The following is a 14,440-nucleotide window of genomic DNA, read 5'->3' as shown; positions in this document are numbered from 1 at the left end:
GCCGATGCCGCGCGACGCGCCATCTCTGCGCCCGGGGCACCGCCGCGGGTCGTCCTGTGTGATGTCGAGAATGCGGGCCCCACCGGCCATGCCGCCGGCTCCGCAGGGCCCACCTGACCTTCGCCATCGGCGCCCCATGGACAGCCGCCCCGAGCTGACGCGCGACGACCTGCGTGAGCTTCCCTCCCGGGTGCTCCGGCGGGGGCTTCCGTACAAGGCGGACCTGTTCGTCTATGACACTGCCGACGGCCCCGTCGTGCTGAAGGACTACGCCGCCAAACGCGGCATCTGGCGGCGCCTCGGCGTGATCGGGACGGGCCACGAGGCCCGCGCCCTCCGGGCGCTGAGCGGCCTGGACGGGGTGCCCCGATTCCGCGGCCGCCCCGACCGCTTCTGCGTGGCGATGACGCTCCTGGAAGGCCGCAAGGCGCGCAGGCGCGAGCTGGAACCGGGCCGTGCCGAGGCCGTCACGCAAAGGCTGGACCGAATGGTCGCCGAGATGCACGCCCGCGGCGTCGTCCACCTGGACCTCAAGCACCGCAGCAACCTGCTCATCTCCGAACAGGACACGCCGCTTGTCCTCGACTTCGAGAGCGCGCTCTGCTTCAACCCCGCGTGCCGCCTGGGGCGCCTCCTGCTCCGGGCGCTGGGGAGCATCGACCGGCTGGCCGTCCTCAACTGGAAGCGGCGCCTCTGCCCGAACACGTTCAGCGGACCCCAAATGGCGAGGGCGACGTGGCTGCACCATCTCGGCGGCCTCTGGGTGCCGCGCGCCCTGCTCGACGGACTGTTCGAGATCATGGCCCGCCGGCCCCCATCCCGCCGTGCCGACGACGGAACTTGAAAGCCGTCTGCCGATTCAGTAGCATCGGCCGTATCTGTTAGACGGACCCACTACGAACCACATTGTATGCGTGACCGAGCCAATCCACTGATTTACAGGAAGGGAAGACCATGTCTGCAGCAGACAAGCCGGCCATCGACGGAGGCACCCCCGTGCGGACCGAGCCGATCCCGCCGCGCGGGCTCATGACCGAGGCCGAGAAGCAGGCGGTTGTGGAGCTGTTCGACGAAGCCATCGCCGAGGGCGGCGCGTTCGGCTACAGCGGTCCCCGCGAGCGGCAGTTCGAGGCGGACTTCGTCGAGTTCATGGGCGGCGGGTTCGCCGACGGAGTCAACTCCGGCTCCAACGCCGTCTACTGCGCCCTGGGGGCCCTCCGGCTGGAGCCGTTCTCCGAGGTCATCGTCTCGGCCATCACCGATCCGGGCGGCATCATGCCCATCGCCCTGCTGGGCTGCGTGCCCGTCGTGGCCGACACCGACGGCGAGGGCTACAACACCTGCGCCGAGCAGATCGAGCCGCTGATCACCGAACGCACCCGCGCGCTGGTCATCCCGCCCATCATGGGCGAGGCGGTGGATATGGACCCCATCCTGGCCCTGGCGAAGAAGCATGACCTGTACGTCGTCGAGGACTGCGCCCAGTCGCACGGCGCCCTCTACAAGGGCCGGATGGTCGGCACGATGGGCGACATCGCCGCCTTCTCCACGATGTTCGGCAAGCACTTCAGCACCGGCGGGCAGGGCGGCGTCGTCTACACGCACAACGAAGACCTGCATTGGGAGGGGCGCCGGTTTGCCGACCGCGGCAAGCCCTTCCACCTCGACGAGCCCGGCAACGTGCGCGCCGGCATCAACTGCAACCTGAACGAGATCGGCGCCACCATCGGCAGCGTGCAGGTCAAGCGCCTGCCGGCCATGATCGCCCACCGCCGCAAGCTCGGCGAGGCCGTCAAGGAGGGCATGAAGGACGGGCACGCCGTGAAGCTGGGCCGCCAGGTGCCCCAGACTCAGAGCTCCTACTGGTACCTGCGCGTCAAGCTCGAACTGGACGCCCTGACGGTTGACAAGCAGCAGTTCTGCCGCGCCCTCAAGGCCGAGGGCATCCCCTGTATGGACGGCTATCCCGGCCGCCTCTGGACGGCGCCCTGGCTCCGGACCATGACCGTCTTCGGCGAGGGCGGCTTCCCCTGGACCTGCTCCGACTACAAGGGCCCGCGCCGGCCCGTCATCCGGGCGGACAACGCGGAGCAGGCCATGCTGGACAACATCCCGATACCGATCCATGAGAACTACGGACTGGAGATCGCCGACCAGATCGTCGCCGCATTGAAGAAACTCGAGAAGGCCTACAAGAGATAGTTGCACCGGGAGGTGCTCCAATGGCCGACGTGCTGTCGTCCCGTGACCGCGTGCTGACCGCGATCGACTGCCGCGAACCGGACCGTGTGCCCTGCTGTTTCAGCGCCTTCATGGCGTTGAGCAGGAAGAGCAGCAGCCGGGAGGATTTCGTCACCCGCCAGCAGGAGATGGGCCTCGACGTCGTGGTCGAGTTCGGCAACCTCCCCGTCCGTCACGCCCCGAGCGTGACGAACCGGCAATGGCGCGAAGACCCGCCCGGCGGCTCCTACCCGCTCCTGCACAGCGAATACGACACGCCCGCCGGCAAGCTGCTGCGCACCGTGAGCAAGAGCGAAGACTGGGAGCACGGCGACACCGTGCCCTTCCTCTCCGACTTCATCATCGTGCGCGCTACGAGGCACCTGATCACGCCGGACGACAGCCTGGACGCCCTGCGCTACCTGCTGGCCGCCCCGACCGAAGAGGAGGCGGAGGCCTACGCCGCCGACGCCGGGAAGGCCCGGGCGCTGGCCGCCGAACGCGGGCTGGCCACGATGGCCGGCGTCGCCATGCAGGGCGACATGGCCTGCTGGCTCAGCGGCATCCAGGACCTGATGATGATGTGCATGGACGCCCCCGACTTCGTGCACGAGTACTTCGCCATCATCGAGGACTGGAACCGCAAGCGGATGGACGTCATCCTGGGCCAGCAGCCCGACGTCTTCATCCGCCGCGGGTGGTATGAGAACGCCGACTTCTGGTCGCCGGCCCTCTACCGGGAGTTCATGTTCCCCATCCTCAAGCGCGACGCCGAGCAGGTCCACGCCGCCGGCGCGAAGCTCGGCTACATCGTCAGTTGTTCATCCATGCCGCTGCTGGACATGTTCATGGAGGCCGGCGTCGACGTGCTGCTCGGCATCGACCCGGCGCAGGACCGCATGCTGGACCTGCCGCTCATGAAGCGGAAGACGCAGGGGCGCATGGCCCTCTGGGGCGGCGTGTGCGGCTACCTGACGGTCGAGTGCGGCACGCCGGACGAGATCCGCGAGGAGGTGAGGCAGGCCGTGGACGTCCTGGCCCCCGGCGGCGGCTTCATCCTGGCGCCGGTCACCAATGTCCGCGCCGACACGGAACGCGCCTGGCGCAACGTCGAGGCCATGATCGACGAGTGGAAGCGGCTGTGCGTCGAAACCCGATCCTGACGTCTGCATGAGGGCGGCCCCCGCCGGATGGCCCGCCCGGAAGAGGCATCATCATGACCATGCGCAAGCCGGGTCCGAGACCCGCCGTCGTTGGAACGTGCACCCTGTCCATCCGCAACGCGGGGGACGCCGACGCGCTCCTGGCCAACGGCCTGCAGATGATCGACGAGATGGCCCGCGAGGCCGAGCGGCAGGGCTGGAGCCCCGACATCCTGAACCTGCCCGAGCACTTCGCACTACCGCCCGGCACCTCCCCGCAGGGCGGCGCGGAGGATCTGGACGGCCGCACCGTCAGCGCCGTGGCCGAGCGGGCCCGCGCGCACGGCTGCTACATCGTCGTGCCCATGTACGTGCGCGACGGGGATGTCGTGCACAACTCGGCCGTTCTGCTGGACCGCCGGGGCGAGCCCGCCGGCGTCTACCACAAGGTGTTCCCCGTCGTCCTGCAGGACGACTCGGTCGAAGGCGGCCAGATGCCGGGCACGGAGTTCCCGGTCTTCGAGACGGACTTCGGGCGGGTGGCCATCCAGATCTGCTGGGACGTTGTGTTCGAGGAAGGCTGGGAGGCGCTGGCGGCCCGGGAGGCGGAACTGGTCATGTTCACCTCCGCCGCACCGAGCAGCAGCCTTCTGGTCTCCCACGCCTATCGCTACCAGTACTACATCGCCGGGTCGATCATGCGGCCGCCGTCTTTCATCGTGGACCCGCTCGGATGCGTCGTCGCGCAATCGCTGGAGAACCGGCAGGTGGCCGTCGCCCGGGTGGACCTGGACTACCGCGTGCTGCCGTCCCGCTATCTCTGGGAACGCGAGGCGCAGGTGAAGGAGAAGTACGGCGACGCCATCCGGTGGAACTGGCACAGCGCCGAGAGCGGCTGCCTCATGACGTCCACCGACCCCGAGATGCCGATCGGCAGATTCGTCGAGATCGAGAAGATGATGTCGACCAGGGAATGGGTGGCCTACAACCGCACGCGCATCGCCCGGGAGCGGGGCGGCCCGCCCACGCTGCCGCCGGGCGTCGGAGCGTAGGGCCTACAGCCCCAGCAGCTTCTCGGCGTTGCGGTGGCAGATGTTGTGGATGTCGTCGTCGCTGATCGAGGTCGAGAGCAGCGCGCCCAGGCCGTGCTGTTCGTCGAACCACGGCAGGTCGGTGCCGAACAGCAGCCGGTCGCTGCCGGCGCCCTCGCAGAGCACGTCGATCACGCCGCGGTAGCCCAGCACGGCGGTCAACTCCAGGTAGGTGTTGGGGCAGTCGCGGGCGACGGAGACGGCGGCCTCCCAGTCGTCGTGGAAGCTGTGGCCGCACAGGAAACGCGCCCGCTCGTACCGGCCGGCGATCGCCCGCACCTGCTCCGGCCCGTTGTTCGCCGCCCCTTTCCACGTGTGGAGGAGCACCGGCAGGGCGCGCTCGTTCGCGAACTCCAGCGCGGGCCGGTAGCGCCCGTCCCTCAGGTCCGCCTGGTGGTAGCTGGCCAGGAACTTCAGTCCCACGAAGACGTCGCGCATGCCGTCGAACTGCGCCAGGTCACGCTCGATGATGTCCGGGTACTGCGGGTTGATCGCCATGTAGGCGCGCAACCGATCGGGGAAGGCGCGCACGGCGTCGACGGCCGGCCGGTTGCCGACCTCCGGCGCCAGCAGCGCCGCGTGGTGCGCGAAGCAGAGCAGCTTCACGCCGGCGGCGTCCATGCTGCGGATCATCTCGGCCGCCTGGGCGCGGGGGAAGTAGATGGCATACCACTCGCCCATGTGGCCGTGCATGTCGTAGATAGGGCACGACTCGCTGCGGCCGTGTTCCCAGAACTCGGCGGCCAGTTCGGAACCCGGCCGGATCGGCGTCTGCGTTTTCATCGTCTCACCTCGCCTCCGACAGGATTCGTTCCAGGTTGCCGGCCGCGATGGCCTGCTTCTGCTCGTCCGCGATGTCGGCGTGCTTGAGCATGAACATCACGCCGCCGTGCTCCATCTTCGGGAAGCCCGTGCCGAACAGCATGCGGTCGGCTCCGTAGGACTCGACGAACGCGTCGACGCCGCCGTCCAGGATGTACTCGCTCATCTCCACGTAGACGTGTCCGTAGTTCTCGACCAGCGGGCGGAACCAGCGGTCGGTGCCCCACACGTGCATGTCGGCCAGCACGCAGACGAGGTCCGGGAAGTCCCGCATCAGGTCGTAGATCGCCTGCCACTGCCCCGGGCCGCGCGCCTCCAGGAAGAGCGGGATGCGCCGCTCCACCAGGACGTCCAGCAGGGGGCCGCAGGACTCGCGCCGCAGCAGGTAGTGGTGGCGGTCGGGGAAGGCGCGCAGGGCGCGCACGCCGGCCTCCGCCATGCGGTCGCAGAACTCCTCCGGCGGGGGCAGCTCGCCCGTCTGGGGCGGCAGGACCGCCCAGCAGCCGGTCAGCCGGTCGCGATGCCCGGCGATCTCCCGCGCCAGCAGGGCGTTGCCGGTCGGCACGGCGCAGTCGCGCTGCACCACGTGCCAGACGAGGGCCTTCTCAATGCCTGCACGGTCCATCTCGGACAGCAGATCGCCCGCCGCCGGGGCGGGCTTCAGCATGGCGATCAGCGGCCGCCCGATGAAGCAGTTGCAGTCGAAGAATCTCATCACTTGCGCCTCGAATGCGTTCGGTCAGTCAGCCACAAGCATGCCTCGGCATCATAGCGGCCGCACGGGCGCATAGCAATACGCTGCGGGCGCGTGGTCCGCCGGGGCTCGCCCTCGGGTCAGTAGCGGACGGCGGGCTGCACCGTGACGGTGCGGATGCCGTGGCCGCCGATCTCCAGCCGCACGGTCACCGGCACATCCGTGCCGGCCGCTGGCGCCGTATCCAGACGGAACGTGGCCGTGTAGGCGGCCCCGGGCGCCAGGTCGACGACCGCCACGGGCGCCGGAGCCTCCGCGAACAACGCCGGCGCGTGCACGGCCAGACGGGCGTCGGTGTGCTCCACGCTGACGTTGCGGAGGACCACCGCCAGCGAGCCGTCGGCGGCACGCGTCACCGTGGCCTCCAGCGGCTCGCATGGGATCGCCTCGGCCCCCTGGAGCGCCTGGACCAGGCGGTCGACGCCGGCTCCGTCAGCCAGGACGTAGAGCGGCCGGCCCATCCGGAGTTGGACCCGGCCATCGGCGTCCGGCTCGGTCGGGTTGCCCAGCATGTCGGTCCAGGTCGCCTGCGTGCCCTGGGGCAGCCGCACGGACATGATCTCCGACAGGTTCCACAGCGCCGCCGCCGCACCCGCCTCGCCGTCCAGAAGCACACAGGCGATCCGGCCGTCGGCCAGCTCCATGCGCCCGGTGGCATGCCGGCCGTTCAGCAGGCGGGCCAGGCCGTTGATGGCGACCAGCCGCGGGCGAGGCACGTAGTTCTCGTAGAAGACGCCCCAGCCATAGCCGGCCGTCGTCTGCGCGCTGAACCAGAAGAACTTCTCCACGCCGGTCGAGAGGGCCGACAGGTAGCCCTGGATCACGTTCACGGCGCACTGCTCCTCGGTCTGCTCGGAGACGCGGTAGCCCGCGCCGTCGCTCTGGGTGCCCTGTTCGGTATGCCAGATGCGGTTCGGAACGTTGAAGCGCGCAGTCACGGCTGTGAACTCCGCGGCCAGATTGGCCATCCGATGGAAGGGCTGCGTCAACTGGCTGTAGCTGTGGTCGGCGATGACGTCGAAGCTGCCGGCGGCGCCCGCCTGGAGCGCTCCGCGGACATACGCGGGGCTGGATCCGCCGAATCCGACGACGGTGACGTCCGGGTCGACCGCCCGGATGCTGTCCCAGGTCGCCTTCAGCAGTTGGGCATAGTAGTCGGCATCCATCGTGTACGTCGGTTCGTTCCACACCTCCCAGGCCTTCACGCGGCCCCGGTAGCGCTCGGCCGTCGTCCGCACGAACGAGGCCCACTGGTTCAGGTCGTGGGGCCGCAACTGGATGCGACGCGTCTCTCCGGCCCACTCCTGCTCATACTCGGGGTAGTAGCGCAGGAGGATCGGCATGATCTCCATGCCGGCGCCCCGCACCGTCTCGAGCTGGCGGTCGTATTCGGTCCAGTCGAACTGGCCGGGCTGCTTCTCGGCCATGCCCCATCCCCACCAGGCGCGGACCCACTTGACTCCGCAGAGGGACAGCATCCGCATGTTGTACTCGAGGTGGGGGGTCGCCTCCCGCTCCATGTGCGTGTTCATGCCCAGGGGAGAGTCCGCCGCGTCCCCGACGCCCTGCATCGACTCGATGACGTTGAAGAGGCGCTCCTCACGCTTGACCACGCGGCCGTCCGCCAGCACCTCGAACCGGGCGACGAACCAGCCGACCTGCCCCTCGGGCAGGGCCACCCGGACCTGCGCCGCCTGTCCGGCCGGCACCGCGCCCACCGGCACCTGCTGCCGCGTCACTTCGCGGCCCAGCCAGTCGGTCACGCTGCAGGCCAGCGTCAGGCTGCGGGCGGCCTCTCCGTTGTTGGCCAGGGTGACGGGCAGGGCAGAGTCGCCGCCCAGAAGGTAGGTGCGCTGCGGCGGCAGATGGGCGTTCAGGCCGATCGACTCCGCCTCCGTCTGCATGTAGTCCGTCCGGTCGCCGACGACCACGCTCACGGCGTCGAGATCGACGATCGCGTTCGCGCGCGTGCCGACCTCGACATAGGCTGTGGCGGTCGGCCAGTCCTCGGGGATGTCGAAGGTGGCCCAGACGCGCTGCCATTCCCCGCCGATCCGCATGGGGCTGCTCCGCCTGGACCGCGCCCCGCCCGAGCCCCTGCCGGTCAGACGAAGCCGCAGGAGCGCATCGCACGGCGTGTCGGCCCGCATCGAGGCCGAGACGGTGTGCGTCCTGCCCCGGACGATGGGGAACGGGTAGGAGACGATGGTCCGCGCAGCGGGTTCGCGGGCGCGCAGGAAGGACTGCCCATGGGCCGCCTGGCCCGACTCGACGCCCCAGCGCAGATGGCCGTTGCCCTCGGGCCAGATGCGCCAGCCGTAGATGCCCGATTCGAAGCTCGGATTGCCCACCAGGTTCGTGTTCTCGGGAAGGGGAGCGTCCTCGACGACGCGCAGCGGGGTGTAGGCCCTGGCCACAGAGGAGACCCGGATCTCGTCCATCAGCGCGTCCGGCACCGATCCGGCCACGCTCCACGTGTTGCCCCCGATCCGCAGGACCGACGCCCCGGCGTCCAGCAGGCCCGTGTCGACCGCCGCCCGCCGTTCCTCGGCGGCGAACCCCGGCGCGGCCGGGTCGGCGATGGTCGCCGTCAGCCCGCGCGGCACGCCCGCGGTGTCCAGCTCGCCGTCCACGTAGATGCGGATCTCGCGTGTGGCCCGGTCGTAGGTCATGGCCAGGTGCGTCCAGCGCCCGACCGGCACGGACGCCGACCCGGCCAGGGTGCGCCAGCCGCCGTCGACGTGGAACATGGCGCTCACCGAGCCGCCGAGGCGCATCATGTAGCCGCCGTTGCGGCAGATGATGTCGCCGGAGGCCCGGCTGCGGAACTTGACCCAGCATTCGACCGTCATCCCGTCGGCCGGGGGGGACTCGGGCCGGTTCGGCAGGTCGATCCAGCCGTCCACCCCCCTCAGGCTCAGGGCGCCCCCGAATCGGCCAAGCGAACCCACGGCGCCCGCCGCGGGGAAGAGACGGCCGCTCACGGCCTCCTGCACCTGCCCTCGGCCGAGTTCGTCCATACGCAGCAGGCAGATCGTGTGTTCGTCGACCGGCAGGGGCCGGCTCAGGTCAACCTGTGCCAGGGCGGGAGTGGACATCGCGAACAGAAACAGGGCCAGCGCCAGCGTGCGCATCTTCATGGCTCAATCCTCAAGGCATACGCGGGTTCTCCGACCTGCCGTCTCGGCGGTGGACCCGCGTCCCGCGGTCAGGTCCCGGCAGTACTCGCATCGTATGGGCGCCCCGGCGGGGTGTCAAGGCTCCTGCCGCAGACAGGCGCCTCGTGCCGAAAGTCGGCCCCCATACGGCCTGGACGGCGGGGCCAGGGGGGCGTGGAGGGCGTCGTCTCCGGCGCCCGGCCTGCCCGGGAGCACGACGCACAAAACAGGAGTTGGGAACCTCCAGGGCGGCGGCGGCCCGTCAGAGCCCGAAGAAACGCGACCAGCAGGCCCGCAGCGGCAGGACCCGCCGGAGGAGCGAATCCGCCGGAAGGCCCGGCAGGCAGACGTCCAGCGGGCAGAGCCCGAAGCATGCCTCGGACAGGTCCTTCCGGCCCAGGCGGAAGTGCGGTGCGTCGCCGGCCCCGTCCCGGACCGCCAGACGGCCGTTCGTGCACGTGATCGTGGCCGTCTCGCCGGTGTCGGCGTTGGCCAGAGAGACCCGCCCCGAGCCGCAGGCGATCCCCGGCTGCGCCACCCGGCAGGCCTTCTCCAGGAACGGCCGGAGGGGGCCGAGGCGGAACATGCCGGACGGCTCGACGGTCATGCCGGCGTGGTAAACGTGGGCCGCCCGCAGGAGGTCCGACGGGGCGGCAGCGCACTCGACGACCAGGTCGCCCCGCCATGCCGGCTGCCTGCCGAGCCAGCGCAGGTGGCAGGCCAGCAGCCGGCCGATCTGCTCGACGGCGCCCCGGCCCAGGTGGACGTTCCCAAGGCCGCGCCGGTGGATGACGAACGAATCGCCGGCCACCCAGCCGCCGGTCGCCTCGCCCTCCAGGATGCGTCGCAGTTCCACGTCGTCGGCCACGACGGTGTCGGCGTCCTGCGCCAGGTGGTCGCGCACAAGTTCAAAGTCGCGGGCGGGGTCCAGCGGGCGGGCCCAGGACTCGTCCGGCGGGTCCGGCAGATAGCGCGCCGGGAACCAGAAACGCAGCCGCATCCCTCCGATCGCCCACCCGTGCCGGCCGTAGCGGGTCCTGTCGCCGCCCAGCCAGCAGAAGTCATAGGCGGCGGCATCGGCGTCGCGACAGATATCGCTCAGCAAAGCGCTCATGACGCCGCGTCCGCGCGCTTCGGGGAGGGTGGCGACCTGTCCGAGCGCAGCGGCACGGAAGGAGACGCCGCCGACCCTCATCTCGTACGGGTAGAGCCCCAGGCAGCCGAGGATCCGGCCGCCCTCCAGGTAGAGCAGATGGTCGCCGATGCGCTCCGGCGTGAACACATGGGGGACGAAGCTCAGGAAGTCGATCGGATGGGCCTCGTCGCGGGAGAAGGCACGCGTCAGCACGGTCAGGAGTTCGTCGCGGTCGGCCATGACGGCCCGCCGCATGGTCACACCACCATCCGGCTGTTCTGTCATTGCAGGAGTCCCGAGTTTCCGTTTACCAGCGGAAGAACCGGTAGACGTCGTCGTCGTTCCGCACCGGCTCGTCCAGGTACAGGCCATTGAGCCAGCGCGTCTCGTACGGCCCGGCGGGCCGGGCCGCGTGCGCGAGCAGGGGGGTTTCCAGCGCCACTCCCATGTTGCCGAGCACCCGGCTGACGGCGAAACTGAGGTGCCGGAACGCCGCCTTCGTGTTGTACATGTCTTTGTAGTCGAAGTGCCAGGGCGCGAGCTGGCAGAGCACCGCGCGGCCCTCGCCGGCAAGGGCCAGCACGCCGTCTCCGAGCGGCTCCGCGCCGCCCGTGACGAGCGGCGCCTTGCGCGGGTCGCGGATCATCGTCTCGCCGCAGCCGACACCGGCAAGGGGGGAGTCCGCCCCGACGGGATCGAACCGGCAGGCGATATGCTCCCCGACCTCCATCGCGACCGGCCACGGCAGAAGCCGGCGGGCGGCGTCCCCGTCCAGTGCCAGCGCCAGCGCCCGGCCGCCGCCGCGCAGCCAGGCCGAGGCGGCCGCAGTGTCCCCGACCTGCTCGGCCGCGCCGGGTCCGAGCACGAGCACGTGTTCGTCGGAGAGCGGCTGATTCCCGTAGGGCTCCACGGCCGTCCCGGCGGCCTTCAGGTGGGCCAGCCCTTCGGGCTCGCCGGCGTAGACGACGGTGCGCCGCCGGGAGGCCTGCCGCGCGCCGGCGAACTCCAGGAGGTTCGCCGCCAGCCGTGCGGCTGCCGGATCGGTAGCAGTCCGGCCGGTCACGTCGACCTGGCAGAACACCACCATGCCCCGGCCCTCGCGGTAGACCATCAGCGGGCTGTACTGCAGGTTGAAGCCGCCGTCCAGGAGCGGCAGGAAGTCGCCGGCCGCCGGCTTCTCGATCATCACCGACGAGACGTTGCCGCAGCAGCCGGCCCGACCGGCGCGCGGCGTGTCGAATCCGCACCACTTGACCTGCGGGTACGTGATCAGCTCGCCCAGCGGCATGGTGGGCGGCACCAGGGTCGCCTCGCCGCGCCAGTCGCGCAGATGCTCGGCCGACAGGCCGTCGAGCACGGGGTGGTCGGGCACGCGCGGGAAGGCGCGCCGGAAGCCGTGCTCCTGCACGCGGAAGCCCAGGCGGTGCTCCAGCACGTCCTTGGTCTGCTCGAACATGACCACGTTCAGCCCCGCCGGCACCCGGGACAGGTCCGGGGCGGCGCCGTCGACGGTGAGCGCCTTCTTGCCGATCACCAGCAGCTCGCAGCCGCTCAGGTCGTCGGCAGTCTGCACGGGCCTGAACTCGACCCCCAGCTCGTCCAGCAGCTTCGCCGTCTCGCCCGGGGGATCGTAGAGGGCGATCGCCGCCTTGACCATCGGGGCCTTGCGGGCGGGCAGCACGTGCAGGGTGAACTCGTCCTCCTGGACCTCGCCGGTGCTGAAGGTGGCCTTCAGGCGGAGGGTGCAGGTACGGTGCGTGCGCACGCGGGGCAGGGGGAAGCGCACGAGCACGCGCCGGTTCTCGCCGGTCGGCACCCGCACGGTGCTGACCCCGGCCGGCCGGCCCGGCAGGTTCACCGACCATTCGCAGGTGCACTCGACCGTCGCTCGCGAATCGTTGCAGACGATCAACTGCTTCTCGACCGTCTCCCCCGGGCCGTAGTTGTGGGCGCGGGCGGTGAAGCGCTCGGGCGGGCCACCGATGTAGGCGAGCAGGGGGCGGTTGTAGCGCCGGAAGGCGGCGCCGCGGATGTTCGGCTCCCAGTCGGCAAAGTCGGTGGCCAGCGAGTAGAACAGGCAGTCGCCCGGGGAGGCGTCGCAGAAGTCGGGGCGGAACCCGGGCTGCTGCAGGGCGTCCCAGTCCTGGGGGTAGTCAAGGCGTTCGGCCACCGCACCCTTGCGGAAGCGCGCCAGGTTCCCCTCGTGCCAGATGTTGAACCCACCGAGCCCGAGGGTGCGGATGTAGGGCCAGGTGCCGGCGATGTAGGTCGCCTGGACGCCGCGGATGTTCGGGATGTCGTCGCGGAACAGGTGGCCGGCCCCGTGGGCATACTGGACGAACGGCTTGTGGAGGCGGAACTGCTCGGCCTCCCAGCGCAGGCAGAGCGTCTCGAACTCGCTCAGCTCGAACGCATCGTCGCCCCGGATGGCGGCCGCCCACTCCGTGTAGTGGTGCTGCCGCAGATCCGGCGATCGCACGTGGCTCCACGGGCCGCGCTCGGTGGAGTAGCTGAAGTAGAGCGGCTCGCCGTATTCGACCACGTAGAGCGGGCGCGCGCCGTACTCGCTCCAGCGCTGGAACCACTCCGAACGTTCCTGCATCGGCACCCAGTTCAGGTAGCAGTTGAGCGTATAGGTGGACGGACTGGGGCCGGAGTGGTTGTACTGCACGCGGGTCCTGTCGAACTGCCGCAGGATCGCGTCGCGGGCATAGACGTCGCGCAGCCGCGCGGCCAGGTACTCGGGCATGACGCAGTCGAGCACGAGCGGCAGGCGCAGGGGATTCTCGTCGTCGGCGTAGGCCAGGGCGTTGTGGTTCTGGCTGTACATGACGACGCTGGGATGGTTCTGCGCACAGCTCACGTACCATTCCAGGTGGCGCTCGTAGCCGTTGCGCTTCTCGGCCTGCTCGCCCTCCCAGTCGTAGTCGCGGGAGTGAGGCAGCGAGAAGCTGAGCAGGAAGCCGACGTCGTCGGCGGCGCGCAGGATCTGCTCGAAGGCCAGATGCGAGCCGGGACGGCAGTCGTAGTTGTGCGTATAGGCGGCGTCGTAGCCCCACGCCTTGAAGCGGCGCATGGTCTCGCAGGCGCCTTCGTAGCTCGCGGTGGCCGTGTTGTTCTGGGCGGAGTTCAGCGGCAGGGCGCGCAGGTTGATGCGCGTGCCGTTGAGCATGAACCGGTTGCCCTCGACCCAGAATTCCCGGAACCCGAAGCGCACGCGATGGTAGGCGTCGAGCGTCCGATCGGCCTGGACGAGGTCGACCTCGAGGTCGTACTGGTTCTCGGGAGTGGTGAGGTCCCAGAGCTTGGCCGTGGTCCACTCGGTGGAGAAGGAGAAGCGGCGCGCTTCAAGGTCGGCCGCCGTGAACGCGTCGCTCACGGCCTGCAGGACCTGTCCGTCGCCCTCGATCACACGTGCACGCAGGACGTAGGAGCCGGCGGCGTCCAGCCCTTCCAGGGCGGCCGTGACGGTGAGCGTGCCCCGGCGAACGGACGGATCGACGCTCACGTGCGTGATGCGTTCGGCGCGGGGCGTGCCGGTCAGGTAGGCGTCGCCGCAGAGGCCGCGGCGCATCATGCGGCGCTGCTGGGGGGCTTCGTCGTAGGGGATGTAATCCCCCTTGGGCGAGATGGGGCGCGCAGAGGCGAGGATGGCGAGTTCGTGCGTCCGTCCCGGCTGCATGGCGTCGGTCAGGTCGCACTCGCCGCCCGGGAAGACGATCTCGCCGGCGTCCCGTCCGTCCACCAGGATGCGCGCGTGGGAGTTGACCCACTCGAGCCGCACGGCGATGCGGCGGCCCGTCCAGTCGGCCGGCACGGTGACGCGGCGGACGTACCAGGCGCGATCGGCATCCTTGAGCGTCTCGCGCCAGCTCTCAGGAGCGTAGAGGGTCTGGCTGCGGCCGACCTCGCTGCGGCCCCCGCCCAGGACCCAGGTGCCGGGGACCTTGAAGTAGCCCCATTCGCCGTCGTCCGGCGGCACGGCCTCCCGCTCGTCGTCGGCGGGGCGGAAGCGCCACAGCCCGTTGATGCAGACGCGTTCCCGCGTGGCGGTCGCCTCACGGTGCGCCTTCTCCAGGTCCCAGACGGCCCGTACGCCCTTCGGAAGCTCCACGGCC

At 70.2% G+C, this 14,440-nt stretch carries 9 protein-coding genes; 4 read left to right on the top strand and 5 right to left on the bottom strand.

Annotation, left to right across the window (positions count from 1 at the left end):
• The first annotated feature begins 136 nt into the window (after positions 1 to 136).
• The 4 genes from GXY85_11090 to GXY85_11075 all read left to right on the top strand — a co-directional run bounded on the left by GXY85_11090 (position 137) and on the right by GXY85_11075 (position 4,414).
• Positions 137 to 844, top strand: coding sequence for a phosphotransferase (locus GXY85_11090; GenBank protein ID NLW51365.1), 708 nt, complete (start codon positions 137 to 139; stop codon positions 842 to 844).
• 110 nt (positions 845 to 954) lie between these two features.
• Positions 955 to 2,202 (top strand): hypothetical protein, encoded by a 1,248-nt coding sequence (locus GXY85_11085; protein ID NLW51364.1) that lies wholly within the window; start codon positions 955 to 957, stop codon positions 2,200 to 2,202.
• A gap of 20 nt (positions 2,203 to 2,222) precedes the next feature.
• Positions 2,223 to 3,383, top strand: coding sequence for a hypothetical protein (locus tag GXY85_11080; protein NLW51363.1), 1,161 nt, complete (start codon positions 2,223 to 2,225; stop codon positions 3,381 to 3,383).
• Positions 3,384 to 3,436: 53 nt separating this feature from the next.
• Positions 3,437 to 4,414 carry a carbon-nitrogen hydrolase family protein gene (locus tag GXY85_11075; GenBank protein NLW51362.1) on the top strand — a complete coding sequence of 326 codons (978 nt, stop codon included), beginning with the start codon at positions 3,437 to 3,439 and terminating at the stop codon, positions 4,412 to 4,414.
• Between the two features lie 3 nt (positions 4,415 to 4,417).
• On the opposite strand, the gene GXY85_11070 is transcribed toward GXY85_11075, so the two are convergent.
• The 5 genes from GXY85_11070 to GXY85_11050 all read right to left on the bottom strand — a co-directional run bounded on the left by GXY85_11070 (position 4,418) and on the right by GXY85_11050 (position 14,436).
• Entirely contained in the window at positions 4,418 to 5,236 is an 819-nt protein-coding gene (locus GXY85_11070) for an amidohydrolase family protein (protein NLW51361.1), read from the bottom strand.
• Positions 5,237 to 5,240: 4 nt separating this feature from the next.
• Positions 5,241 to 5,990, bottom strand: a complete 750-nt coding sequence (locus GXY85_11065) for an amidohydrolase family protein (GenBank protein NLW51360.1) — start codon at positions 5,988 to 5,990, stop codon at positions 5,241 to 5,243.
• Between the two features lie 119 nt (positions 5,991 to 6,109).
• Positions 6,110 to 9,169 (bottom strand): hypothetical protein, encoded by a 3,060-nt coding sequence (locus GXY85_11060; protein ID NLW51359.1) that lies wholly within the window; start codon positions 9,167 to 9,169, stop codon positions 6,110 to 6,112.
• Between the two features lie 280 nt (positions 9,170 to 9,449).
• Positions 9,450 to 10,607 carry a GNAT family N-acetyltransferase gene (locus tag GXY85_11055; protein NLW51358.1) on the bottom strand — a complete coding sequence of 386 codons (1,158 nt, stop codon included), beginning with the start codon at positions 10,605 to 10,607 and terminating at the stop codon, positions 9,450 to 9,452.
• Between the two features lie 22 nt (positions 10,608 to 10,629).
• Positions 10,630 to 14,436, bottom strand: coding sequence for a hypothetical protein (locus GXY85_11050; GenBank protein ID NLW51357.1), 3,807 nt, complete (start codon positions 14,434 to 14,436; stop codon positions 10,630 to 10,632).
• Positions 14,437 to 14,440 lie beyond the last annotated feature (4 nt).

This window comes from Candidatus Brocadiaceae bacterium (genome assembly GCA_012728835.1).
Lineage (GTDB): Bacteria > Planctomycetota > Brocadiia > SM23-32 > SM23-32 > JAAYEJ01.
This window is presented reverse-complemented; position numbering and strand designations above follow the sequence as displayed.

Coding starts and splice junctions, on each gene's coding strand:
- GXY85_11080 (NLW51363.1), top strand. CDS start 2,223: ATGGCCGACGTGCTGTCGTCCCGTGACCGCGTGCTGACCGCGATCGAC.
- GXY85_11090 (NLW51365.1), top strand. CDS start 137: ATGGACAGCCGCCCCGAGCTGACGCGCGACGACCTGCGTGAGCTTCCC.
- GXY85_11085 (NLW51364.1), top strand. CDS start 955: ATGTCTGCAGCAGACAAGCCGGCCATCGACGGAGGCACCCCCGTGCGG.
- GXY85_11060 (NLW51359.1), bottom strand. CDS start 9,169: ATGAAGATGCGCACGCTGGCGCTGGCCCTGTTTCTGTTCGCGATGTCC.
- GXY85_11075 (NLW51362.1), top strand. CDS start 3,437: ATGACCATGCGCAAGCCGGGTCCGAGACCCGCCGTCGTTGGAACGTGC.
- GXY85_11065 (NLW51360.1), bottom strand. CDS start 5,990: ATGAGATTCTTCGACTGCAACTGCTTCATCGGGCGGCCGCTGATCGCC.
- GXY85_11055 (NLW51358.1), bottom strand. CDS start 10,607: ATGACAGAACAGCCGGATGGTGGTGTGACCATGCGGCGGGCCGTCATG.
- GXY85_11070 (NLW51361.1), bottom strand. CDS start 5,236: ATGAAAACGCAGACGCCGATCCGGCCGGGTTCCGAACTGGCCGCCGAG.